The 23,027-nt window shown below is 70.3% G+C and carries 24 protein-coding genes; 21 read left to right on the top strand and 3 right to left on the bottom strand.

The window, feature by feature from the left end:
* The first annotated feature begins 54 nt into the window (after window positions 1-54).
* Complete coding sequence (locus ACWDNY_RS10410) at window positions 55-1,824, top strand: IS481 family transposase (protein ID WP_451645351.1); 1,770 nt, start codon at window positions 55-57, stop codon at window positions 1,822-1,824.
* A gap of 276 nt (window positions 1,825-2,100) precedes the next feature.
* Here the strand turns inward: ACWDNY_RS10410 and ACWDNY_RS10405 are convergent, their stop codons facing one another.
* A complete protein-coding gene (locus ACWDNY_RS10405; RefSeq protein ID WP_451645317.1) occupies window positions 2,101-2,910 on the bottom strand; it encodes a class I SAM-dependent methyltransferase in 810 nt (269 codons plus the stop codon).
* A 56-nt stretch (window positions 2,911-2,966) separates the two neighbouring features.
* On the opposite strand from ACWDNY_RS10405, the gene ACWDNY_RS10400 reads away from it, so the two are divergent.
* The 11 genes from ACWDNY_RS10400 (at window position 2,967) to ACWDNY_RS10350 (ending at window position 10,810) form a co-directional block, all read left to right on the top strand.
* Window positions 2,967-3,683, top strand: a complete 717-nt coding sequence (locus tag ACWDNY_RS10400; RefSeq protein WP_451645316.1) for a GntR family transcriptional regulator — start codon at window positions 2,967-2,969, stop codon at window positions 3,681-3,683.
* Between the two features lie 482 nt (window positions 3,684-4,165).
* Window positions 4,166-4,435, top strand: coding sequence for a DUF6284 family protein (locus ACWDNY_RS10395; RefSeq protein ID WP_451645315.1), 270 nt, complete (start codon window positions 4,166-4,168; stop codon window positions 4,433-4,435).
* Window positions 4,432-4,881, top strand: coding sequence for a Pycsar system effector family protein (locus tag ACWDNY_RS10390; protein ID WP_451645314.1), 450 nt, complete (start codon window positions 4,432-4,434; stop codon window positions 4,879-4,881). The genes ACWDNY_RS10395 and ACWDNY_RS10390 overlap by 4 nt, the downstream gene beginning before the upstream one ends.
* Window positions 4,878-5,222 carry a hypothetical protein gene (locus ACWDNY_RS10385; protein ID WP_451645313.1) on the top strand — a complete coding sequence of 115 codons (345 nt, stop codon included), beginning with the start codon at window positions 4,878-4,880 and terminating at the stop codon, window positions 5,220-5,222. The genes ACWDNY_RS10390 and ACWDNY_RS10385 overlap by 4 nt, the downstream gene beginning before the upstream one ends.
* Window positions 5,219-6,079 carry a protein spdB gene (locus ACWDNY_RS10380; RefSeq protein WP_451645312.1) on the top strand — a complete coding sequence of 287 codons (861 nt, stop codon included), beginning with the start codon at window positions 5,219-5,221 and terminating at the stop codon, window positions 6,077-6,079. The genes ACWDNY_RS10385 and ACWDNY_RS10380 overlap by 4 nt, the downstream gene beginning before the upstream one ends.
* The gene (locus ACWDNY_RS10375; RefSeq protein ID WP_451645311.1) at window positions 6,076-6,690 is read left to right on the top strand and encodes a GGDEF domain-containing protein; all 615 of its coding nucleotides are present in this window, start codon (window positions 6,076-6,078) and stop codon (window positions 6,688-6,690) included. The genes ACWDNY_RS10380 and ACWDNY_RS10375 overlap by 4 nt, the downstream gene beginning before the upstream one ends.
* Window positions 6,687-7,502, top strand: coding sequence for a phosphoadenosine phosphosulfate reductase (locus ACWDNY_RS10370; protein ID WP_451645310.1), 816 nt, complete (start codon window positions 6,687-6,689; stop codon window positions 7,500-7,502). The genes ACWDNY_RS10375 and ACWDNY_RS10370 overlap by 4 nt, the downstream gene beginning before the upstream one ends.
* Window positions 7,503-7,590: 88 nt before the next feature.
* Window positions 7,591-9,741: a cell division protein FtsK gene (locus tag ACWDNY_RS10365; protein WP_451645309.1), complete on the top strand. Its 2,151-nt coding sequence runs from the start codon at window positions 7,591-7,593 to the stop codon at window positions 9,739-9,741.
* 140 nt (window positions 9,742-9,881) lie between these two features.
* A complete protein-coding gene (locus tag ACWDNY_RS10360) occupies window positions 9,882-10,151 on the top strand; it encodes a hypothetical protein (protein ID WP_451645308.1) in 270 nt (89 codons plus the stop codon).
* Window positions 10,148-10,342, top strand: coding sequence for a hypothetical protein (locus ACWDNY_RS10355; RefSeq protein ID WP_451645307.1), 195 nt, complete (start codon window positions 10,148-10,150; stop codon window positions 10,340-10,342). Before ACWDNY_RS10360 ends, ACWDNY_RS10355 begins: the two co-directional genes overlap by 4 nt.
* A gap of 15 nt (window positions 10,343-10,357) precedes the next feature.
* Complete coding sequence (locus tag ACWDNY_RS10350) at window positions 10,358-10,810, top strand: hypothetical protein (RefSeq protein WP_451645306.1); 453 nt, start codon at window positions 10,358-10,360, stop codon at window positions 10,808-10,810.
* An 8-nt stretch (window positions 10,811-10,818) separates the two neighbouring features.
* Here the strand turns inward: ACWDNY_RS10350 and ACWDNY_RS10345 are convergent, their stop codons facing one another.
* Entirely contained in the window at window positions 10,819-11,832 is a 1,014-nt protein-coding gene (locus tag ACWDNY_RS10345) for a hypothetical protein (protein ID WP_451645305.1), read from the bottom strand.
* A 188-nt stretch (window positions 11,833-12,020) separates the two neighbouring features.
* Between ACWDNY_RS10345 and ACWDNY_RS10340 the strand changes: the two genes are divergently transcribed.
* From ACWDNY_RS10340 to ACWDNY_RS10305, 8 genes are all read left to right on the top strand, one after another.
* Window positions 12,021-12,833, top strand: a complete 813-nt coding sequence (locus tag ACWDNY_RS10340) for a deazapurine DNA modification protein DpdA family protein (RefSeq protein WP_451645304.1) — start codon at window positions 12,021-12,023, stop codon at window positions 12,831-12,833.
* Window positions 12,830-13,669: a DNA primase gene (locus ACWDNY_RS10335; RefSeq protein WP_451645303.1), complete on the top strand. Its 840-nt coding sequence runs from the start codon at window positions 12,830-12,832 to the stop codon at window positions 13,667-13,669. Before ACWDNY_RS10340 ends, ACWDNY_RS10335 begins: the two co-directional genes overlap by 4 nt.
* Before the next feature lie 2 nt (window positions 13,670-13,671).
* Window positions 13,672-15,147 carry an ATP-binding protein gene (locus ACWDNY_RS10330; RefSeq protein ID WP_451645302.1) on the top strand — a complete coding sequence of 492 codons (1,476 nt, stop codon included), beginning with the start codon at window positions 13,672-13,674 and terminating at the stop codon, window positions 15,145-15,147.
* Window positions 15,148-15,662: 515 nt separating this feature from the next.
* Window positions 15,663-15,908, top strand: coding sequence for a helix-turn-helix domain-containing protein (locus ACWDNY_RS10325; protein ID WP_451645301.1), 246 nt, complete (start codon window positions 15,663-15,665; stop codon window positions 15,906-15,908).
* An 82-nt stretch (window positions 15,909-15,990) separates the two neighbouring features.
* Window positions 15,991-17,256, top strand: a complete 1,266-nt coding sequence (locus ACWDNY_RS10320) for a tyrosine-type recombinase/integrase (protein ID WP_451645300.1) — start codon at window positions 15,991-15,993, stop codon at window positions 17,254-17,256.
* A 210-nt stretch (window positions 17,257-17,466) separates the two neighbouring features.
* Complete coding sequence (locus tag ACWDNY_RS10315; protein ID WP_451645299.1) at window positions 17,467-17,718, top strand: hypothetical protein; 252 nt, start codon at window positions 17,467-17,469, stop codon at window positions 17,716-17,718.
* A 150-nt stretch (window positions 17,719-17,868) separates the two neighbouring features.
* Window positions 17,869-19,491, top strand: a complete 1,623-nt coding sequence (locus tag ACWDNY_RS10310; RefSeq protein WP_451645298.1) for a penicillin-binding transpeptidase domain-containing protein — start codon at window positions 17,869-17,871, stop codon at window positions 19,489-19,491.
* A 190-nt stretch (window positions 19,492-19,681) separates the two neighbouring features.
* Window positions 19,682-21,349 carry a penicillin-binding transpeptidase domain-containing protein gene (locus tag ACWDNY_RS10305; RefSeq protein WP_451645297.1) on the top strand — a complete coding sequence of 556 codons (1,668 nt, stop codon included), beginning with the start codon at window positions 19,682-19,684 and terminating at the stop codon, window positions 21,347-21,349.
* Window positions 21,350-21,367: 18 nt separating this feature from the next.
* On the opposite strand, the gene ACWDNY_RS10300 is transcribed toward ACWDNY_RS10305, so the two are convergent.
* Window positions 21,368-21,721 (bottom strand): SsgA family sporulation/cell division regulator, encoded by a 354-nt coding sequence (locus ACWDNY_RS10300; protein WP_451645296.1) that lies wholly within the window; start codon window positions 21,719-21,721, stop codon window positions 21,368-21,370.
* Window positions 21,722-21,940: 219 nt separating this feature from the next.
* Here ACWDNY_RS10300 and ACWDNY_RS10295 point away from each other — a divergent pair, with 219 nt between their 5' ends.
* Window positions 21,941-23,026, top strand: coding sequence for an energy-coupling factor ABC transporter permease (locus ACWDNY_RS10295; protein ID WP_451645295.1), 1,086 nt, complete (start codon window positions 21,941-21,943; stop codon window positions 23,024-23,026).
* Window position 23,027: the final 1 nt, after the last annotated feature.

Below are 23,027 nucleotides of genomic sequence, written 5' to 3'. Positions count from 1 at the left end.
TGGCTGTGCGCGTCGTATCCGCGTGCAGGGAGGGCCGGGGCCGTGCTGGTGGGGCTGAGCGTGGTCGAGCAGCGGTATCACGCGGTGATGGAGGTCGCCGCGGGGGTTCCGGTCACTCAAGTAGCGGCCAGGTATGGGGTGTCGAGGCAGTCGGTGCACTCCTGGGTGCGCAAGTACGAGCAGTCGGGTCTGCCGGGGTTGGCGGACCGGTCGCACCGGCCGGAGTCGTGTCCGCACCGGATCGCCGGGGAGGTGGAGGCGGTGGTGTGTGAGTTACGGCGCCGGCATCCCGAGTGGGGTCCGCGGCGGCTGGTGCATGAGCTGGAGGGCAGGGGCGTCACGCCGGTGCCGTCCCGGGCGACTGTTTATCGGGTCCTGGTCCGCAACGGTCTGGTCGAGCCGGGAGTGCGTAAGCGTCGCCGGTCGGATTACCGCAGGTGGGAGCGGTCGGCGGCGATGGAGCTGTGGCAGATGGACATCGTCGGCGGCATCCTGCTGGCGGACGGCAGTGAGTGCAAGATGGTCACCGGCATCGACGACCACTCCCGGTTCATGGTGATCGCGAAGGTGGTGCAGCGGGCCACAGCCCGGGCGGTCTGCTCGGCCTTCGGCGAGGCACTGGTGCGGTTCGGAGTGCCCGAGGAGGTGCTGACGGACAACGGCAAGCAGTTCACCGCCCGCTTCAGTCCCGGCAAGCCGGGAGAGACGATGTTCGACCGGATCTGCCGGGAGAACGGCATCACCCACCGGCTCACCCGCCCGCAGTCCCCGACGACCACGGGGAAGATCGAACGCTTCCACCAGACCCTGCGGCGTGAACTCCTCGACCGGCGTGATCCGTTCGCCGATCTGGCGGCGGCGCAGGCGGTGGTGGATGCCTGGCTGGAGGACTACAACCGGATGCGGCCGCACCAGGCCCTGGACATGGCCGTCCCGGCCAGCCGGTTCGTCCCCCGTCCGCGGTCCGAGCAGGACGCGCTGCCGGTGGTCCTGCCCGCCCGCCTCGACCCGGTCCCGAGCCCGGATGTCCCGGTGCCTCCGCCCGAGCCGGTTTCCTGGCCGATGACCGAGGGCGAGGTCGGCGCGATCGAGCTGGAGCGGGTGGTGCCCGCGTCGGGAAACCTCAGCCTGCGCGGGCAGCAGATCTGGTTCGGCCCGGCCCTGGCCGGGACCACGGTGACGTTGCGGATCGACGTGAACCGCCTGCACGTGCTGATCGGCGGCGGCCGGCACAAGACGCTGCCCTCGAAGCTGTCCGGCCGGGACCTCAAAGCCCTGCTGGCAGGCGGAGGCGCCCGTCCAGCCGGACCATGGGCGGACGGCCCCGGCCCGGCGCAGGACACGAAGGGGGCGGTGGAGGTGGACCGCACCGTGAACGCGGTCGGCTACGTCGGCCTGGGCGGTGACAAGGTCCTGATCGGCTGGCCGTTCGCCGGACAGCGGGTCACGCTCCGGCTCGACGGCAAAGTGCTGCAGGTCCTCAACGAGCAGCGTGTTCTGCAGGCCACCCTGCCCAGCCCGCTGCCGGCCTCGGCCTGCGGGCGCTTGCAAGGGGGCCGCCCGGCCGGGCCGCCTCCCCAGCTGCCACCGCCCGCCGAGCAGATCGCCGAGCGGACGGTCAGTAGTGTCGGCGGCTTCATGGTCGCCGGACAACGCGTCCAGCTCGGCCGCGGCTATGCCCACCAGGTCGTCACCGCCCACCTGGGCGAGAAAACGATCCGTGTCTTCCACGGTCAGGAGCTGATCACCACCGTCCCCCGTGTCACCAGGAAGGAGGTGGTGGTCCGCAAGTCCGGCGAACACAATCGCCGGAAGATCGTCTAGGAAAGACGTCAAGCATCACCCGACGCCAACCTGTCAATCATCAGCTGAGACTCGACAAAGAGCACGACGGTTTTCAAGAACGTTACCCAAATGCCATCGAACGCCTTTGACCGGGTATTTTCCGGCTGCCGCGACGATTGAAAGCTCACTTTGGCCAGAGGGTGGCCCCCGAAGGCCGAGCCTGGGAGGGGGCCGTGCCACGTGGTGCAGGTCATGCCAGGCGTCTTCGGTCATCGTTGTACGCCACTGCAGGCGTACGCCAATAGTGACCAGCCATCAGGCCGGAGCCGTGCCTACGGCCAGAAGGTGCGAGCTGGCGGCAAGCAGCTCGGGGTAAGGCTCCGCCATGCGCGCGGCGGCCAAGGCGGAGGCAATCAGATCGTCCGTAGGCCCCTCGCCCGGCTGCTGCTCTGCCGCCTTGACCAGTGACCACGCGGGCCCCTCGATACCGAAGACCTGCACGCCTGTCAGGCCGGCCGTGACCAGCTCAGCCACCAGTTCTTCGGCTCGGTGGAAGTAGGAGACAGTGAAACCGCGTACGCCGTCGTAAGTGGCCGTCTCAAGAATCTTGGAGACGGAGTCGTGAATCCGCTCTTTATGCAGGTGGGCGTACGTCACGTGCTCGAAGAGCGAGGCGTAGCGGTTGATTGCAGCCGCGGCTACCAGGCCGCCCGGCTTCACGACACGGCACGCCTCCGACAGCGCCTTGGCGCGGTCGGCCGGATCGGGGAGGTGGTACAGCGGGCCGAGAAGCTGCACAACATCGAAGCTGCCATCTGGCTCACGCAGGTCACGGGCGTCACCGAGGACCGCTGCACAGACGGCCGACGCACTCTCGACGTGGCGGGGGACGGGGTCTACGAGGGTGACCTCATAGCCATCCTTCACGAGCCACTCTGCGTGAACCCCGGTCGCTCCGCCCACGTCGAGCACGCGGGCCGGCGCGGGGGGCATGAAGCGGCGGAGAAGCTCCTGCGTTCTGACCAGTTCCATGCGCCCGTCTGCCGAGACTCGCAGGCGGCTGTCCTCGTTCACTGTCTCGCCGTAGAACCGCATGACGGAGGAGTCCAATTCGAGGTTCGACATGCTCGCAGTATCCTGTGTACCGGTGGACCAGTCCAGTGGGCGGAATAGAGGATGGCATGGCAGTCCTGAAGTACGAAGAGATCGCCGAGTCCTTGCGCGTCCGTATTGCCGCTGGTGAGTTCCCTCCCGGGGGAGTTATCCCGTCAGGGCGCGACCTGGCCGAGCAGTGGGGCGTGTCACGCGCCACCGCCATCAAGGCCGTGGACGTGCTGCGGAATGATGGCGTCGTTGTCGCCAAGCAAGGCACCGGCTTCGTGGTGACGGAAACTCCCGTCGCGCGACCTGCCGGCGCCCGGCGCGCGGGGTCAGCGCGCATCCTAGGGGGCATGCCGTTCAAGCGGGTCGGGACGCCAGACTGGGCCGAGCCCCCATCGCGGGTCGCCGTCGCACTGGGGCTCGCTGACGGAGTGCTGGCCCTAAGGCGGGTCCGGGTCCTTCAACTTCCGGACGGCACCGCAAATAGCTGTGTGGAGGCGTGGTTCCCTCCTGAGATCGCGGAGGCCGCGCCCCGCCTAGCCGACACTGCACCGATCGCCGAAGGTACGACGCGTTATGTTCGTAGGCAGACAGGGCGGTTCCCAGTTGAAGGCGTGGACATCACAACTGTGCGCCTCGCCACGGAGGTGGAGGCCGAGCGGCTGGGTGTCCCGACAGGTACGGCCGTTGCTGTCCTGCTCCACACGGCGAAGGATGAGCAGGGGCGCCCTCTGGTCTGCGAAGAGGGCGTGACGCCGTCTTCGCTCTTCGAGCAGATCGACACCTATGCGATGTAGCCGCGCATCCGACATCACCTAGCTGGACCGGTCTACCGGTCCAGCTTTTTCGACTGGGTAGTGGCGTTGACATGCGCGTTTACTGACGCACCGTCATTCGTTGCCGCTCAGGAGCTTGACTGGACCGGTCCACCGGTCCAGTCTGTTGCATGCGAGGCCGCCCCGCTTCGAATGAGGGCTAGCTGCGCTGGTTCGGGATAGCTCTGTCGTCCACGAGGGAGCCCCGCCGCCAGTCATCGCTTGAGAACTGCATAGGTGGGCCCCGTCTCCCCGAGTCGAAAAGACGGATCGCGCGGCAGCGATCGCCGCGCACATCAATCTCTCCGCCAGGTTCGCCGTGGCGGCCGGTTGCCTCCGCCGCTCGTCTCGTACGAGTGGCGCCGAGGGGAGCCGGATGTTCCGACTTCAACGGCGCGCGCCCCCGGTGCGGGAACACCGGGGGCGCTGTTCGGGCCGTTCCTATGCGAGAGGAACAAGACCCAATGGATCCCATCGTTACTGTTCAGGACGCTGTTACCGCGTTCGCCGACTGGCGCGAGCCGACCGACGCAGAGCTGGACGCGATCGAGACCGAGATGCCCGTGATTCTCGCGGACGTCGACCTGCTGGACGCGCACATCGTCACCCTCGACCGCACCCCGACCGAGCTGGATGCCCGTCGCGTCCGCCGGGCTCGCCGCCGGGCGCTTGCTGCTCGCGTCGCCCTGCTGAACCGGGCGGCCAGCACGGAACAGTCGGGGGGTGCCGCGTGAGCACCACGACGGAGAAGAACCTGACCGCCGCCCACGCTGAGGTGAAGGCGGAGATCGCGCGAACGGACGCGAAAACGGCGCTGCTGCTGGCGTTCGTCGGCGCGGTCCTCGCCAGCGCCTGGACGGTCGCCCGCGACCTCCCCCTCAACGTCCCCGCCTACGTCGCTGGCGGCGCCGGTATGGCGCTGCTGGTCGGCGCCGCCGGTCTGCTGCTGCGGTCGGTGCGGCCGAACCTGTCCGGCCGGCACGGCTTTCCCCTGTGGGCCACGCTCACGGCCGAGGAGATCACGGCGGCCGTGGACCGGGACATGGCCGCTGACATTGCCGGGCTGTCCCGGCTGGCGGTCACCAAGTTCACCTGCCTACGCCGTGCGGTCGACCTGACCACCGCCGGCGGTGCCCTGCTCATCCTCGCCGCCCTGATTACGATGGGGGGTGCGGCATGACGCTGGACGACCTGACGGTCCCCTTGCGGGCGCTGCGACTGCTGGCCGTGGACTTCCCGCACCTGCCCGCTCCCGACGTGGACCTGTCCACGCTCTACCCGGACCGGCTGCGGCTCATCTTCCACGACACCTCGTGCGAGAGCCTGGCCGCGTTCGAGCAGTGGCGCACCGCGCTGCGCATCGCCCCGGAAGCGGTCGACACCCGCACCCAGAGCGACGGACGCACGCGCGTGCTCGCGGCTGAGGGATCGTTCGCCGGCGCCGTCATCGTCCTGACTGCCTACGCCGACCAGCCGGAGACCGACCGTGCCCTTGCCGGGCGGGCGGGGGGCGCGCTGTGAGGGCGAAGACGGTTCTGCCGGCGGTCGCGATGACGGCCGTGTCGATGGTGCTCACCCTCTGGGTGGTCGTGATGTGGCTGGGGGCGGCGGTGCCGTGGCCGGTCGCCCTGGTCGTCGGTCTCGGCATCGACGGTGGTTGGTTGGCCACCCTGGCCTACGAACGCCGCATCGCCGCGCAGGGTGACCACAACCAGATCGTAACGGCGGTGGGCTGGTCGTTCGGTCTGCTCGCCGCTGGCGTCCTGGTCGCACACGCGCTGACCGCTGACCACTCCCCCGGTGCGTGGCTGGCCGTGGCGTGGCTGCCGATCGCGGCCAAGGCCCTGTGGTTCGTGCACAGCCTGTGGGAGCGCACCGCGCTCACCCCGCTCGCGCTGGACGCGATCCGGGGAATCCAGCAGGAGGCGCGCGACGAAGCGGCCGTGGCCCGCGCACGGCTGCGGGCGGAAGCAGCCACCGAGGAGACGCGGCTGACGGCCGTGACGGAAGCCGGTGCCCGCGTCGCCCGCGTCCAAGCCAAGACCTCACGGACACTCGCGGGTGCCTGGTCGACGCTGGAGACCGCCCGCAGGGGCGAGGAGACCGGCAGGGCGCTGACCAGCGTGACGACCCCCGTCACGCCCGGCGTCACACCGCGCTGGGAACTGCCCGTCTGGGGCCCGACCGAGCCGGTGCCCGCGCTGGAGACGGGGACGCCCGCGCTGTCGGATGACGCGCTGGACACGCTGGTTCACGACATCCGGCACAGCCAGACGCCGCCCCTGTCCTACCGGGAGATGGCTGTTCGCTTCCGTGCAGCCGGCCACTCCGCCTCCGAGGTCCGGTTGCGGGCTGCGTGGAAGCGGGTGGCCGCGTGAGTACCCTCGCCGCGCTATTACCGGCCGTGCCTCCCGCCATCGGCTGGGCGGTGCACGCCCGTTGGCTGCACGGACGGCTGACAACCGCCCGACGTGATCCGCTCACCGGGTTGTGGACGCGGGACGCGTTCACCCGGCGGGCCCGCCGCCTGCTGCGCGACCCGCGCGCCGTGGTCGTGCTGGCGGACGTCGACCACTTCAAGCAGATCAACGACACCCACGGCCACGCGGCCGGCGATGTGCTGCTCGCCACGGTCGCCGCCCGGCTCGCCCACGGCACCCCCGACGGTGTCGTCGGGCGGCTGGGCGGAGATGAGTTCGCCGCCGTGATCACCGACCGTGACGGCACGGCCGCTGAGCGGCTGGACGTCCTCGCCCGCGTCCTGGCCCGGCCGGTCGACGCCGCCCCGGAGGTGCACACCACGGTGTCACTGGGGTGGGTGCGGGCCGCCGACCACCCGGGCGAGGACCTGTCCGCGCTGCTGCGCCGCGCCGATGAAGCCATGTACGCGGCCAAGCGGTCCGGCCAGTCCGGCCCCCGCAGGGCCCGCCTGGGTTGGTTGCTCGGGTCGGTCACCGGTCGCCGTTCCGGACGCCGGGGGGCGGCATGAATACAGACCCGGTGAAGACGTTCAGCTTCGGCGGGGGTGTCCAGTCCACCGCCGCCTTGGTCCTCGCGGCCACCGGCGAGCTGGACTACCGCACCTTCCTGATGGCGAACGTCGGGGACGACTCCGAGCACCCCGGCACCCTCGCCTACCTGCGCCAGTACGCCATCCCTTACGCCGAAGCGCACGGCCTGGAGCTGGTCGTGCTGGACCGGGTGATGATGCGCTCCGGGGAGGTCCGCACCCTGTATCAGGACCTCACCCGGGAGGGCTCGCGGTCGCTGCAGATTCCGGTGCGGATGTCGAATGGGGCCCCCGGCACCCGCTCCTGCACTGCCCAGTTCAAAATCAAGGTGATCGCCGACGAACTCAAACGGCGCGGCGCCACTAAGGACGCGCCGGCCACCGTCGGCATCGGCATCAGCCTGGACGAGATCCACCGGGCGAACAACCGGCGCTGCGAACCACACGAGCGCATCGAATACCCGCTGCTGGAACGCGGCGTCCGACGCATCGATTGCGCCCGAATCATCCGCGCCGCCGGCCTGCCGGTGCCGCCGAAGTCGTCGTGCTGGTTCTGCCCGTTCCACCGGCCCGAGACCTGGCACGACATGCGCCGCGACGAACCCGAGCTGTTCGAGCGCGCGTGCCAGCTCGAAGAACTCCTCAACCGCCGCCGCGACGAACTCGGCAAAGACCACGTCTGGCTGACCCGGTTCAACCGGCCCCTACGGGCCGCGATCCCCGACGGAGTCGACACCCTGCCCTTCGACGAGTGGGACAGCGGCTGTGACTCCGGCTGGTGCATGACCTGACACCACCGCATACGGCGGGGCCGGTCCGCTCACCTCCTACAGCGACGGACCGGGCCCCGCTTTCCCTCTGCGAGAGAAGGAAGTCTCAGTGAAGCATCCCGACGACGACCACGAATTGTTCAACCGCCTGGAAGCCGAGATGGCCGCCGACCAGGGCGCCGACGTGGTCGACCTGGACAAGGCCCGCGTCGCCCGCGAACCGGCCGACCCGGGCACGCCGGTCATGGTCGACCAGTCCGCGCCCGCGGCGTCCGGTCCCGGCTACCTCGGCCGGCTCGCTGGCGCCCGCCGTCGCCCGGTCGTGCCCATCTGGCTGAAGTCCGTGGCTGAGTTGCGCACCGCCGCAGCGTGGGTGGCCCGCCACTACGCCCACGCCGCTGGATACCACGCGCTGCGTGCCCCCATCTACGCCGTCCGGCTCGCCCTCCAGGGCCCTGCTGGCGCCGCGAAGTTCGTTGGGGGCACGCTGCGGTGGGTGGCCGACCGTGAGGGCGAGCCGGTCCGGCTCGCCGCCGTGCGCCGCGAGGACGCTGCCGAGTACCTGAAGCTGTCTCGGCAGCGTGACGGGCGGGTCCGGCTGCGGACCCTGGTCGCCGCGCTCGCGATGTTCGTCGGTCTCGGGCTGGCGCTCGCCTTGTACGTGCTGGCCCCCGGCTGGCTGCAAGCCGTCTCGGTGGGCGCGGTCGTGCTCGCCCTGGGAGCCGCCGGCCGCAAGGCGGACGCCCCGGTCGTGCACCGGGCGGTGGAACTGCCCAAAGCAACCAAGCTCACGTCCGACATCGTCCTGAGGGCCCTTGGGGCACTCGGTATTCCCGCGATCAACCAGGCGCAGGGCAAGGGCCGGGACGGGTTCGAGTTCACGGCCCCCATCACCCGCGACGGCCCCGGCTGGCGCGCAGAAGGCAACCTGCCCTACGGCGTGACCGTGACGGACATCATCGAACGCCGCGAGCGGCTCGCTTCCGGCCTGCGCCGCCCGCTCGGGTGCGTGTGGCCCGAAGCGGTCCCCGACGAGCACACCGGGCACCTGGTGCTATGGGTCGGAGATCAGGACATGTCCCGGGCATCTCAGCCGGCGTGGCCGCTGCTGAAGTCCGGGCAAGTGGACCTGTTCAAGCCGGTCGCCTACGGCACCGACCAGCGCGGACGCTGGGTGGCAGTCACCCTCATGTACATCGCGGGCGTCATCGGCGCCATCCCGCGCATGGGCAAGACGTTCCTGCTGCGGCTACTGCTGCTGATCGCGGCTCTCGATCCGCGGGCTGAGCTGCACACCTACGACATGAAAGGCACCGGCGACCTTGACCCGGTGGGCAACGCGGTCGGCTACCGACACGCCGCCGGCGACGACGACGAACCCGTGCAATACGCGCTGGACGACTTCCGGGCACTGCGCGAGGAACTGCGCCGCCGCACGAAGGTGATCCGCTCCCTGCCCCGGGACATCTGCCCCGAGTCCAAGGTGACGTCCGCGCTCGCGGACAAGCGCTCCCTCGGGTTGCACCCGATCGTGGTCGGCGTGGACGAATGCCAAGTCCTCTTCGAGCACCCCGAACACGGCAAGGAGTTCGAGGAGATCATCACCGACCTGGTCAAGCGCGGCCCCGCGACCGGCATCGTCGTCCTGCTGGCCACGCAGCGCCCGGACGCCAAGTCGCTGCCCACCGGCATCAGCGCAAACGCCTCCGCGCGGTGGTGCCTGAAGGTGATGGGCCAGCTGGAGAACGACATGGTGCTCGGCACGTCCGCCTACAAGCGCGGGGTGCGGGCGACCATGTTCGCCTGGGGAGACAAAGGCATCCACTACTTCGTGGGCGAAGGCTCCGACGCCCGCATCGTCCGCTCCGTCTACGTCGACGCCGGCGGCGCCGAAGCCATCGCAGTCCGCGCCCGCCGCGTCCGCGAGAAGGCCGGACTGCTCGCCGGACACGCCCTCGGAGAAGCGCCCGAGCCGACCGGCGCCGCCTATGACCTGCTCGCGGACATCCTCGCGGTCGTGCCCGCCGAGGAAGCCAAGGCGTGGTCGGAAACCATCGTGGCCCGGCTCGCGGACCTGCGCCCCGAGGTCTACGACGGCTGGGACCCCGATGCGCTCGCCGCCGCCCTCAAGCCACATGGCGTGTCCACCATCCAGGTCGGGCGCCGGGTCAACGGCAAGGTCGTCAACCGGCGCGGCGTCGACCGCTCCCACATCACCACCGCGATCGCGGAGCGTGACGGAAAGCGGGACGCGGGCTAAGGCTCCGGGACCGCTAACGATAGCGGCAACCCCCGCTAACGTTAGCGGCCCCGCTAGCGCCCCAAACCGCCTCCGATCAGGCCGCTAGCGGATAGCGGCCCACCTGCGCAAACCCCAAAAACCGCCAGGAAGGGCCCCACATGACCCCCGCCCTGCTCGCTATCACCTGCCTGCTCACCATCACAGTCGGTTACGGCAGCGTGTGTGCTGTGTCGCCGTTCGGTGACTGCCGCCGCTGCCATGGCATGGGCCACGCCCTCAAGACCGACCGCAAGGGACGCCTCAAGCGCGGCAAGGACTGCCGCCGCTGCCACGCCACCGGCAAACGCATCCGCACCGGCCGCTGGCTCTACAACCGCTGGGCGCGCATCTACCGCGCCGGCACCGACACCCCGGAAGGGTCCCGATGATCCTCAACATCTCCGCCGTGCTGCTGTTCGGCGCCGCCTCCGCATTCGCGGTCAAGACCAAGTCCGCCGGCGGCGGCGCCGCGCTCGTGCTGTTCCTCTTCGGGTTCTTCGCCGCCGGAACCGGCGCCTACGAGCCGATCCACAACCTCGTGCAGGCATCCGCCGACGCCCTGTCCACCCTCGGCAACTGAAAGGGACATCCGGCCGTGAACGACCCCACCAGTCACCACACCGCGCCCCTCGTGGTCCACCACCCGACCCCGATCACCCCCGCCGTGCACGCCGCGCCGGTCGTCCCCGTCCAGCCGGGCCTCCTTCCGACCGTGGCGAGCGTCGTCCTGCCGGACGGCCGCGTCATCACTGGCTACGCCGTGGCACCGGCTCAGCCCGAACCGATCGCGAGCAAGCCGGCCGTGTCCCGCACGGCCGTAAACGTCGCCCTCGGGGGCGTCGGATTCCTCGCCGTGTGCGGCGGGCTGCTCCTGCTCACCTCGTTCATCGCGGCACTGACCGCGTTCATCGGCCAGCTCGTCATCCTGGCCGCCGTCGTCTTCGGCGGATGGATCGCTGTGCAGCTGTTCAGCGCGAGCGGCCACCGCGGCGGGACCACGGTCAACATCCGCAAAGCCGTGATCAAGCGCAACCACTTCCGCGGCTGAGTTCGGTTTTAGGCGAGCGGCCAGCCAGCGAAACCATCTTGGGTCTGATAGACCAGCGCCACGCCTTCCGCGCTGAGGAGGTCCATGATGTCCGCGGTTGGCTCGCTGGGCAGAAGCACGGCGACGCGCAGGCCCTCCCGGTTAGGGATGTGCCGGCGGTAGTCGGCGAGTTGCCCGATGGCCATGCGGACATTGATCCGGGTCGTCAGACCCTTCGCCTCGTACAGCACGTGGTCGGTGGCGTCGTACAGGTCAGGCGTCAGCGCGCCGGGCTCGCCCTTGATGGTGATCTGGAAGCTGTGGGTCTTGTGTCCCGCCGCGGCCAGGTACTCCTGGAATTCCTCGACCAACTCACCCTCGCGGCGCAGCACCTTGCGCTGCCCGGCAGGGATGTCCGCGACCGTCACCGTGGTGCTGTGCTGCTCGGTCTTCTTGACCTTGACTCCGCTTTGCTGCGGCAGCACCACCGGGCCCGGCATCGTGACCACGGGCTGCGTGATCTCGATGTCCGTATGTGTGGCGGGCGGCAGACGGTCTGCCGCCGTCCACGCCGGCGTCGTGCCTTCGGCCGGCCGGAAGCGGAAGACCAACACGTTACGCATCACGTTGTCCTTGCCGGGGCCGCGCCGCACCTCGTACGGCTTGACGGGGTCCAACACCATCTGGCCGATGTAACGCTGCCGCATCGCCCCGCTACCGGGCACCTTGCCGTGCGCGACGAACAGATGGATCTCACGGTTCTTCTCAGCAGCGCTCAGCAGGGACCCGTTGCGGCCAGACGGCTTCTGGTCAGCCTTGGCGCCGGCACCGGTGTACAGGTACAGCGGCCCGAACTCGTCGTCTTCCGCGCGTCCGTCGAAGGTGTAGCCGTACTCCTCACCCGCGGACGGGTCGGAGTAGACGAACACCTTGCCCGCCTCGTCGGCCGGCTCGATGCCCTGGAACGTGCCACAGCCGTAAGCAGCCGCGATCGCATCGCGCGTCGTAATCAAACCCGGCACAAGATCAACCGTCGTCGTCATGCCGCGACCATAGCCGCCCCCATTAACACCCGGCGCCCCCTTTCAACGGCGACAGGCAAAGGGCGACCCCGCGTTCTTGGCGGAACAGGGTCGCCCTTTTCACCCAGCACCCAGCAAGAGGACTGGAGACACCCAGCATGACCCAACCCACCTCCCTCCCGCGAGCCTTACCGCCGGGACCTCCCGCCATGAGCGGGATGCGCTTCTACCTGACCACCCACAAGCGGCACTGGCTGCGCCTGACCGACGTGCCGCTGTTCCTCAAGTCCGAGCACTTCGACCGCGCCGTCAAGTGGGACCAAGCCCAGGGGCCCTACGCGATCGACTCCGGCGGATTTATGGAGCTGAAGAACAAGGGCACTTGGACCCGCACACCCCGCAAGTACGTCGATGACCTGCGCCGCATCTGGGAGCACGTCGGCCCCTACGACTGGGCAGCACAGCAAGACTGGATGTGCGAGGACGCCATCATCCACGGCGGCACCTTCCACGGACAGCACTTCGTCGGCACCCACCTCAGCGTCGCGGAACACCAGCGTCGCACCGTGGCCAACTTCCTCGAGCTGCGGTCCCTCGCCCCCGACCTACGTATCGCCCCGGTCCTGCAGGGCCGCAGCATCCCCGAGTACGAGCGGTGCGTGGAGCTGTACGCGAGGGAAGGCGTCGACCTACGGCGTGAGCCCGTGGTGGGGCTGGGGTCGGTGTGCCGGTTGCAGTCCACCCGTGAGGGCGCGGCGATCGTCACCGCGATGGCCGCGCGCGGCTTCAAGCTGCATGGCTTCGGCTTCAAGATCCTCGGCCTGGAACGCGTCGCTCACCTGCTCGCCTCTGCGGACTCTGCCGCTTGGAGCTCCCACGCCCGCCGCCGCCCGCCCCTGCCCGGCCACACGCACAAGAACTGCGCCAACTGCATCGACTACGCCCTCAACTGGCGCACCCGTGTGATCAGCGCGATCCCCACCCATCGCCAGACGCTGCTCACCGACAGGAGCGCAGCATGAACCACCACCTGCACACCGCTTCCCGACTCGCGGCCACCGGCCTGCCTGTCCTGCCGCTCCGCAAGGGGAAGGTGCCGTTCGGGAACTGCGACCGCTGCGTCGATAACGCGTGTGGCGGGCGGCCGAACATGAAGACTCCCGGCCCCTGCACGTGCCCGGCGCCCTGTCACGGGTGGGCAGCGGCCACCACCGACCCGCACGCGCTCACCTCTCCTTCGTGGGCCACAGCGTGGCGGCAGGCTGTGGCGGTCGCCTACCACCCCGGCGGGGCCGGGCTGACCGTGGTCGACCTGGACGACGCGGGGGCCATCGAATGGGCCCGGCAGTCCCTGCCCCGTACCTGGACCGTGCCCACTACGCGCGGGGAGCACTGGATCTACCAGGGCGCTATGCGATCGGTGAACGCCGTACGGCCGAGCGTCGACATCAAGTCCACGATGGCCTACGCCCGCTGGCTGGGTCCCGGCATCGGCACCATGGCCGACCTGCCCGACGCCGTGCGCGCACTGGCCGTGAAGGGGCCTTCCACGCTCCAGCCGGCACCGCAGGCCGTCAGCGTGCCCGCACTGACCGGGGGCGGGGAGTGTCCCCACCGGACGCCCGCCTACCTGCACCGTGGCATCGCAATGGCGGAGCAGCGCATCACCGAGGCCCGCAGCGCCATCCACTCGACCGTGTACCGCACCTTCCTCGCCGTGCTGTCCACCCACGGCCGGTGCGGCTGCCTCACCGACACCCACGTCGCCCGGCTGTTCACCGCCGCGCAAGCCAAGGGCGAATCCCCCCGGCACTGCACCGACGCGTGGACCAACGCCCGCACCAGGTTGGGACTGTGACCATGTCCGAGGACGAAAAGACCCCGGCCCGCGAGATCATCGCCGACTACGCGCAAGCGCACTTCCGGTACTTCCGCACCGCCGACGGAACCGTCTACGCGCAGCGCAACGGCCACCCCGTGGCCCGCCCGATGCGCTCCCAGGGCACGACGGGCAGCCACCGGCAGGAACTCATGGTCGGTCTGTTCAAAGACGGGCTCGGCGTGTTCAACGGCACCGCGCTCAAAGAGGCCTTGGACTTGATCGAAGCGCTCGCGCTGACCGAGGACGTGCAGCCCGTCCACATCCGCGTCGCCCCCGGATTCGACGGGGCGACGTGGCTGGACCTGGGCCGCGATGACGGCCAGTCCGTCCGTATCCACCCCACCGGCTGGGACATCGCCATCCCCGACCCGCGCGAGGTGTGCTGGCGCCGTACCCAGCTCACCGGAGAACTGCCCCTTCCCGTCAAGGACACCGACGGCAAAGGCATCGACCTGCTGATGCGGCTGTGCAACTTCGCAACCGCGGAAACCGAGTGCCTGGCCATCGCCTGGCTCATCGGCTGCCTCGCTCCGTCCGTCCCCGTCCCCGCCCCGTTCCTCACCGGCCCCCAGGGTGCCGGCAAGTCCACCGGCGGTCGCATGCTCGTGCGCATCATCGAGGGCATGAGCGGCGACCTGCGCCGTGCCCCGAAGGACGAGGAGAACCTGATCGCCGCGGTGGCTGCCGGGTGGGTCACCGCGCTGGACAACCTCTCCCACATGACCCCGGACCTGTCCGACGCCATGTGCTGCATCGTCACCGGCGCCGAGAACGTCAAGCGCGCCCTGTTCACCGATGGGGACGTGTTCCGCGTCGGCTACCGCCGGCCCCTGCTGCTGACTGGCATCGACGTGGGCGTGATCCGGCCCGACCTCGCCGAACGGCTCCTGCCGCTGCGGCTGGAGCGGCCCAGCGTCCGGCGCACCGAAGCGGAGTTGTGGGCGGAGTACGCGGAGGTGCTGCCCGTCGTTCTCGGCTCCCTCCTGGACCTCACGGTGAAAGTCCGCGCGGCTGAGGCGGAGACCCCCACCGATCTGCGCATGGCCGACTTCGCCCACCTGTGCGCGCAACTCGACGCAGCGACCGGGCTGGGAGCTCTCGCCGCCTACCGGGCCAGCCTGGACGACCTCAACGACGACGTCATCGAGGGCGACCTCCTCGCCCAGACCGTCCTCAAGCACGCCGACACCATGCAACCGGGTGGCGCGCAGCGCATGACGTCCACCGAGTGGCTGCACCACCTCAGCGGCCTCTACAGCGGCGACGAACTCCGGTCCCTGCCCAAAGGCTGGCCGACCACGGGCAAAGTCCTCTCCGACCGGCTCAAGCGCCTCCAGCCGACCCTGGCCGCCCGGGGTGTCCTCATCGACTCGGGCCGCACCAGGGAGGGCCGCTACCTCGAAATGACCCGCACGGCCACCCCGCCCCCACACGAGCACAAGCCGATGTTCTGACCCGCGCCCGCGCTCGCCGGACAAGCAAGAAGAGCACCAACCGCACTGCCGAGGCGTGCTCTTCTTGCTGTTCGGCGGAACGCCGCCCAAGGGTCGCGCCGCGCAGCGGCTCCTTCTTCACGCTGTGAGGCGCGCCCGCACTACAACAGGCACCCCCTCTTTTGTCCTAAGAGGGAAGACGCTGCGTCACCTGCGTCGCGCAAGCCGAAAAACGGCACCTGACCTGCCACTACAGCCGTGACGCAGACGGCGGCGCCTGCGTCATCCTGCGTCACCTGCGTCACCCGGTGACGCAGCCCATGACGCACCGGTGACGCACCCTCAAACCGCTACGTCACACAAACTCGCAGGTCAGGACCCTGAATGACGCTGATGACGCTGTGACGCAGAAATCCACACCTCGGACAGGTAGGGGCACCTGAAAGGTCTTTGGACCCAAGTCTGTCCGCAGGTCTCACTCTCTGATCGCGGATGAGCCGCGATCAGAGCACCGCATCTCCAACTTGGAGGACTCAGTGAGCGCGCCCGCCCCCGGCCACGAGGACCCCCGCGCCACCCTTCGGGCAGGTCTCCCCGACCGGTACCTCACCCCTGACGACATCGCCGAGATCTTCGAGGTACCGAAAGAGACCGTCTACCAGTGGCGCAAGAAGCGCATCGGCCCGCCCGGCTTCCGCATCGGCAAGCACCTGCGCTACGACCCTGCAGACGTGCGCGCCTACGTCACCAGCCGCAAGAACGCCGCCGCCGAGGCTGCCTGACGCCTCCTGGCATCACACAACTCCCGGGGAGGGCCACACCGTGGCCCTCCCCGTCCCATGCCCAGAAGGGACCACGCCCCACATGGCAGGCCACATTCAAGACCGTTGGTTCAAGACCGTCACCGGCCCCGACGGCAAGCCCGTCAAAATCAAGACCGACCGTCACGGAACGGGACTCCGATACCGCGCCCGGTACGTCGGCCCGGACGGCACCGAGAAGAGCAAGTCATTCCGCGACAAGGAACTGCGGCTCGCCAAACAGTGGCTCGCGCACATCGAAGCGGACATGTCGCGCGGTCAGTACGTCGACCCACGCGCTGGGCAGACCACGTTTCGGCAGTACGCCGAACGATGGATCAAAACGCACACCGGCGAGATCAACAGCCGTGAGGCCGCGGAGCGTCGACTCCGCCTGCACGCCTACCCCCACATCGGCTCTCGCCCGCTCGGTTCCTTCAAGCCCGAGCACATCCGCACCTGGATCGCCGGTCTTGAAGCCACCGTGCCGGCGGAGTCTCACCGCCGCATCATCGTGGGCACCGTCTCGGCAGCGCTCAGCGCGGCGGTCGACGACGGGCTACTCAGCAAGAACCCCTGCCGGGCCCGCACGGTACAACTTCCGAAGCCCGGCAAGCCGCGCGTCATCCCGTGGACGACAGCGCAGGTCTTCGGCGTGCGCGCCGCCCTCCCCCAGCGCTACCAGGCTGCCGTGGACGCCGGGGCAGGCTGCGGACTGCGGCAGGGTGAGATCTTCGGTCTGGCCGTAGACGAACTGGACTACGAGGGCGGTTGGCTGTCGGTAGGCCATCAACTCAAGCGCATTCGTGGCAAGTACGTCTACGCCCTGCCGAAGGGCGGCAAGATCCGGGATGTGCCGCTACCCAAGGCCGTGGCCACCGTGCTCCGGGACCACTCGAAGGAGTTCCAGCCGATCGACGTGACGCTCCCCTGGCGCACGCCGGACGGTCCCCCCACGACGAAGCGGCTTATCTTCGGCGGAATCGAGGGGCGGCACGTGCGCGTGAGCCACTTCAACGATCACTACTGGAAGCCCGCGCTCGTCGCTGCCGGCATCATCCCCGCACGGAAGGCGGGCGAGCGGTACGCGTCCGCCCCGGAGCACGGCATGCACGCTCTCAGGCACTTCTACGCGTCGGTGCTGCTTGACGCCGGCGAGAACATCCGGGCGCTGAGTCAGTACCTCGGTCACAGCGATCCGGGGTTCACGCTCCGGACGTACACACACCTGATGCCAAGCAGCGAGGGACGCACCCGGAAGGCGGTCGATAACCTGTATCTGGCGTCGAGTCCTCAAGATCACGGCCCAGAGACGGCCCGAGTCGCCTAATCCGGCCCCGACCAGAGGTAAACGCGCTGGTCGGGGCCCTACGGGGCCGGTCCGCGCGGACTTCGTCTACTTCTGGCCGATCTACACCGGCACCGCCATCCCGATCGGCTCCTGGCGGTCACGGATGTGGCTGGACACCTGGGTCTAGGGGTCTTCCGGCCGGCCGGGGGCACACGCGCCACGGCCGGGACCTTGGTGGCGGGCGGGTCGGTGGCCGCCTTCGCGTGGGTGGCCCACACCATGGTCGAGGCGCACGAAGCGGGATACGGCGTCCTGCTGTGCGGCCTTCCCGCCTCCTCCATCGCGGGGATCTTCGTCATCAGGAAGCTCCCCGACTTCAAGGCGCTGGCCTCGCTGGCACGTCAGGTGCAGACAGGTCAGCAACCGGCCGACCAGGTCCCCCAGCCCCGCACACCGATCGACGGAAGCCCGAACCCGGCCGACCAGCCCGGCGGCGTCTGAGGCAGACTCCCTCCGTTCACGTATGTGCCCGGGCGCCGGGGTCAGGGTCAGCCCGCTGATCTCCGTTCGGACACCATCCGGAAACAGCCCTCCCAGGTGTCCCGGTGACCACCTAAAGTGCCGGAGGCCGAAACGGGAGGGGAGCGCGTCATGCGCAAGGGGGTGAAGGCCGCCGTCGTCGGCGGTGTGTTCGCCGTGGTGGTGGGCGGGGTGGGCTACGGGGCGTTCAACGCCGTGTCCGCGATCGAGAGCGACGCGGGCCTCGGAGGGGCCGCGCCCGCGGAGACCGGGCCGCCGAGCGCGGCCGAGGTCGAGCAGACGGCGGCGAAGTTCTTCGCGGCCTGGGAGAGGCAGGACCCGTCGACGGCCGCGTCGTACACCAACTTCCCCGAGGAGGCCGGCGCGTTGCTGACGGCCTACGGCCGGGCCGCGCACATCGAGGACGTGAAGGTCGCGCCGGGAGCCGTTGCCGGCACCAGCGTGCCGTTCTCCGTACGCGGGACCGTGTCGTACGGGGGGACGTCCAAGCCGCTGGCCTACCGCAGCCGGCTCACCGTGGTGCGCGGCGAGACCACCCACCGCCCGCTGGTCGACTGGGACCCGGCCCTGGTGCACCCCTCCCTGAAGAAGGGCGACACGCTCGTCACGGCCGAGTCGGCCAAGCCGCCGATCCGGGCCCTGGACCGCCACGGCGCCGTCCTGACGAAGGAGAAGTACCCCTCCCTCGGGCCGATCCTGGACGAACTGCGCGCCCTCTACGGCGACAAGGCGGGCGGCTCGCCCGCCGTCGAGCTGAGTGTCCGTCACGCGAGTCCGGGCAGCGCCGGGACGCCGCTGATGACGCTCGCCGAGGGAAGGCCGGGCGAGCTGCACACGACCCTCAGCGCCGGCGCCCAGGCGGCGGCCGAGCGGTCGGTGCAGCGGTACGCCGAGTCGTCCGTCGTGGCCGTCAAGGCGTCCACCGGTGAGGTGCTGGCGGTCGCCAACCACCGCAACGACGCCTGGAACGCGGCGTTCCTCGGCCGGCTCGCCCCCGGCTCCACCATGAAGATCGTCACCGCCGCCACCCTCATCGACAACGGGATCACGACGGCCGGCGGACCGGCGCCCTGCACCCCGGACGCGATGTGGGAGGGCCAGACCTTCCACAACCTCAAGGACATGCGCCCGAACGAGGGCGCCACCCTCTCCGAGAGCTTCGCGCGCTCCTGCAACACCGCCTTCATCAAGTTCACGGACGACCTGAAGGTGGACTCCCTGCAGCGTGAGGCCGAGGAGCGCTTCGGACTCGGCAAGGACAACTGGAAGGTCGGCATCCCCTCCTTCGACGGGTCGGTTCCCGACGTGGGCGGTCCGGACAAGGCGGCCAACCTGATCGGCCAGGGCCAGGTGCAGATGAGCCCGCTGGACATGGCGTCGGTGACGGCCACCGCGATGACGGGCGGCTTCCGGCAGCCGGTGATCGTGCCGCAGGACCTCGACGGCCGCCCCCTGGCGCGGGCGAAGGGCCTGCCGGCGGGCACGGTGACCCAGCTGCGGCAGATGATGAACCGCACCGCCACCAGCGGGACGGCGGCCGTCGCGATGTCCGGGCTGACCGGACGCATCGGCGCGAAGACCGGCTCGGCGGAGGTCGACGGACAGGCCCGGTCCAACAGCTGGTTCGCCGGGTACCGCAACGATGTGGCCGCCGCGGCCATGACGCAGGAGGGCGGCCACGGCGGCGACGCGGCGGGCCCGATCGTGGCGGCCGTGCTGCGCGCGGGCGACTGAGTCGGGCCACGTGCCACGGCACCGCCGGCGACCCGGTGGCGGGCGGAGGCGGCGAGCCCGGTTCCGCCGCCGCATCGCCGTCCGGCGGACGGGAAGGGGGCGCCAGGGCCTAGTCTGGGCTCCGGCGTTGGGGAGCGTGAGGGCAACGAGGGCGGCGGGGCCCCGGGGATTCGCGGAGGAACGAAGGCCAGTGGGCAGAAGAAGGCGTGTCGCCGAGCGACGGAAGAGGACGCCCGCCGTGGTCGGCGGCATGATCGCCGTCGTGGTCGGCGGCGCGGGGTTCGGTGTCTACGCGCTGTACGGCGGCGGCGCCGCGGCCGACGACGGGACCCGGACGGCCGCAGGCCACCGGCCGGTGAAGACCGGCCCGCTGTCGGCGACCGAGGTGCGCACCACCGCCGAGCGGTTCCTGACGGCCTGGCAGCAGGGCCGCACCGCGGAGGCGGCGGCCGCGACGAACGACTCCGCGGCGGCCGCGGCCCTGCTCACCGGGTACACCAGGGACGCCCGTCTGACGGGCGTCACGCTGACCCCGGGCACCCCCGCCGGCGCCAGAGTCCCCTTCTCCGTCAAGGCCACGGTGACGTACGAGGACCTCAGCAGACCCCTGGCGTACGCGGGCGCGCTGACCGTCGTGCGCGGCACCACGGACGGCAAGCCGCTCGTCGACTGGCACGCCTCGGTGGTCCATCCCGAACTGAGGGACGGCGACACCCTCGTCACCGGCGAGTCCGGGACCCCGCCGGTCAAGGCGCTGGACCGGCACGGCGGCGAGCTGACCGCGGCGGCGTACCCGTCGCTGGGCACGGTGCTGGACGGGTTGCGCGCGAAGTACGGCAAGACGGCGGGCGGTACGGCCGGCGTCGAACTCCGCGTGGTGCGCGGCAAGGCGTCGCAGGCGGCCGAACTCCCGGACAAGACGCTGCTGGAGCTGAGCAAGGGCACACCGGGCACGGTGAGGACGACGCTGAGCCCCACCCTGCAGGCGGCCGCCGAGCAGCAGGTGGCCAAGCGGGCGCGGGCATCGGTGGTGCTGACGCGTGCCTCGACCGGCGAGATCCTCGCGGTGGCGAACAGCGGCCACGGCTTCAACACGGCCCTCCAGGGCTCCCTCGCCCCCGGCTCCACCATGAAGGTCATCACCGCGTCGCTGCTGATCGACAAGGGGCTGGCGTCGGCGGACAAGGAACATCCGTGCCCGAAGACGTTCACCTACGGCGGGTGGAAGTTCCACAACGACGACGACTTCGAGATCAAGGGCGGCACGTTCAAGGCGAGCTTCGCCCGCTCCTGCAACACCGCCTTCATCAGCCAGGCCGGGAAGCTGGCGAACGACGACCTGACCCGGCAGGCCCAGCAGGTGTTCGGGCTGTCGATGGACAACTGGTCCATCGGTGTGCCGTCGTTCGACGGGGCGGTGCCGGTGCAGAGCGCGGCGCAGATGGCCGCGTCCCTGATGGGCCAGGGCGGGGTGCGCATGAACCCGCTGAACATGGCGTCGGTGGCCGCGACGGTCGCCTCGGGCGCCTTCCACCAGCCGTACCTGGTGGCCCCGAGCGTCGACGGCCGCACCCTGGCCACCGCCTCGCGCACGCTGTCCCCGTCCACGCTCTCCCAGCTGCGGGAACTGATGAGGTACACGGCCGCGTCCGGCACCGCCGCCGAGGCGATGTCGGGTCTCGGCCCGGACTACGGCGCCAAGACGGGGTCGGCCGAGGTCGACAACCAGAAGAAGCCGAACGGCTGGTTCACCGCCTACCGCGGTGACCTCGCCGCCGCGGGCGTCGTCCAGGCGGGCGGCCACGGCGGTGACACCGCGGGCCCGATCGTGGCGGCCCTGCTGAAGGCGGGCGGCTGACGGCGCCGGCCGTGCCGGTCAGCGGTGGGCGACGGGGGTGGCGGCCGCGTACGTCCGCCGCAGGAAGCGGAGGAGCGTCCGGGTCTCGAACTGCACGACCGAGACGCCCCTCGGGGAGTGGAACTCGACCACGGCCTGCACCCGGCCGCACGGCCACACCCGGACCTCGCCGATGCCGGCCGGGGCGCGCAGCCCCTCCTCCAGCAGCGACCGGGGCACGGTCCACTCGTGGGGGCCGGGGAGGCGGACGCGCACCGAGCGCGAGTCGGCCTCGGGGTCGTAGCGCAGGACGACCGGAACGGCGTCCTCGTCCTGCTGTATGTCGTGGTCCGTGAGGATGCGGACTCGCGCGTACTGTTCGACTACCGACATCGGACGACCCTCCCACGCTCAGTCACCGGTCCGGAAGTTCTGCATTCGCCTCATTCCCAATGTCCCATATTTCCCGGTATGCATCTTTTCCCGTAGGCGCCCTCCATCGTCGGGCACGCACCCTCCGGCTCCGAGCGCCGCCGCACACCGGGACCGGAAGGTCCCGCACGACCTCCTCGCTCTTGCAACTGATTCGCAACAAGCGACTATCATCGACCTGTGCATGTGCCTGACGGATTCATCGACGCCCCCGTGTCCGCCGCCGCCGGAGTCGCAGCCGTCGGCGCCCTCGCCGTCGGACTGCGCGGCGCCCGCCGTGAACTGGACGAGCGGACGGCGCCGCTGGCCGGCCTCGTGGCCGCGTTCATCTTCGCCGTGCAGATGCTGAACTTCCCCGTCGCGGCGGGGACCAGCGGGCACCTGCTCGGCGGTGCCCTGGCGGCGATACTCGTCGGCCCCTACACCGGCATCCTGTGCGTCTCGGTGGTCCTGCTCATGCAGGGGATCCTGTTCGCCGACGGCGGCCTGACCGCGCTCGGCGTCAACATCACCGACATGGCCATCGTCACGACGGTCGTGTCCTACGCCGTCTTCCGCGGCCTGGTGAAGGTGCTGCCGCGCAGGCGGCGCTCGGTCACCGTCGCCTCGTTCACCGCCGCCCTGCTCTCCGTCCCGGCCGCCGCCGTAGCCTTCACGCTGATCTACGCGGTCGGCGGGACCACGGACGTGCCGATCGGCAAGGTCGCGACCGGCATGATCGGCGTGCACGTCCTCATCGGCATCGGCGAGGCGGCGATCACCGCCCTGACGGTCGGCGCCGTCATCGCCGTACGGCCGGACCTGGTGTACGGGGCCCGCGGGATCCAGCAGCGGCTGAAGCTGCGGGTCGACGGCGAACTGGTCGACGCCCCGGCCGCGCGCCCCGAGCCGGAGCCGGCCCTCCCCCGGGCCGCGGGCGCCGCCCGGGCCCCCCGCCACCGCAAGGTGTGGATCACGGGCCTGGTCACCTCGCTCGTCCTCGCCGGCTTCGTCAGCTTCTACGCCTCCGCCGCCCCCGACGGACTGGAGAAGGTCGCCCGCGACCAGGGCATCGACAGGAAGGCCGAGCCGCACGCGGCCGCCGACTCCCCCCTCGCGGACTACGGCGTGAAGGACGTCTCCGACGCACGGCTGTCCGGCGGTCTCGCGGGCGTGATCGGCGTCGGCGCCACCGTCGTGGTGGGCGGCACCCTCTTCCGGGTCGTCCGCAGGCGCCGCGGTGCCTCCGCCGAGTCCTCCTCCCACCCCTCCTCGCAGGCCGTCTGAC

Source organism: Streptomyces sp. NPDC003697, from assembly GCF_053587115.1.
The sequence above is the reverse complement of the archived record's forward strand: the minus strand, read 5'-3'. Positions and strand labels throughout refer to the sequence as shown.

Bases quoted from the DNA above. Each gene is read 5' to 3' on its own strand.
- ACWDNY_RS10300 (WP_451645296.1), bottom strand. From the start codon at position 21,721: ATGTCGGTAGTCGAACAGTACGCGCGAGTCCGCATCCTCACGGACCAC.
- ACWDNY_RS10385 (WP_451645313.1), top strand. From the start codon at position 4,878: ATGACGCTGGACGACCTGACGGTCCCCTTGCGGGCGCTGCGACTGCTG.
- ACWDNY_RS10360 (WP_451645308.1), top strand. From the start codon at position 9,882: ATGACCCCCGCCCTGCTCGCTATCACCTGCCTGCTCACCATCACAGTC.
- ACWDNY_RS10340 (WP_451645304.1), top strand. From the start codon at position 12,021: ATGAGCGGGATGCGCTTCTACCTGACCACCCACAAGCGGCACTGGCTG.
- ACWDNY_RS10370 (WP_451645310.1), top strand. From the start codon at position 6,687: ATGAATACAGACCCGGTGAAGACGTTCAGCTTCGGCGGGGGTGTCCAG.
- ACWDNY_RS10330 (WP_451645302.1), top strand. From the start codon at position 13,672: ATGTCCGAGGACGAAAAGACCCCGGCCCGCGAGATCATCGCCGACTAC.
- ACWDNY_RS10310 (WP_451645298.1), top strand. From the start codon at position 17,869: ATGCGCAAGGGGGTGAAGGCCGCCGTCGTCGGCGGTGTGTTCGCCGTG.
- ACWDNY_RS10405 (WP_451645317.1), bottom strand. From the start codon at position 2,910: ATGTCGAACCTCGAATTGGACTCCTCCGTCATGCGGTTCTACGGCGAG.
- ACWDNY_RS10335 (WP_451645303.1), top strand. From the start codon at position 12,830: ATGAACCACCACCTGCACACCGCTTCCCGACTCGCGGCCACCGGCCTG.
- ACWDNY_RS10400 (WP_451645316.1), top strand. From the start codon at position 2,967: ATGGCAGTCCTGAAGTACGAAGAGATCGCCGAGTCCTTGCGCGTCCGT.
- ACWDNY_RS10355 (WP_451645307.1), top strand. From the start codon at position 10,148: ATGATCCTCAACATCTCCGCCGTGCTGCTGTTCGGCGCCGCCTCCGCA.
- ACWDNY_RS10345 (WP_451645305.1), bottom strand. From the start codon at position 11,832: ATGACGACGACGGTTGATCTTGTGCCGGGTTTGATTACGACGCGCGAT.
- ACWDNY_RS10320 (WP_451645300.1), top strand. From the start codon at position 15,991: ATGGCAGGCCACATTCAAGACCGTTGGTTCAAGACCGTCACCGGCCCC.
- ACWDNY_RS10395 (WP_451645315.1), top strand. From the start codon at position 4,166: ATGGATCCCATCGTTACTGTTCAGGACGCTGTTACCGCGTTCGCCGAC.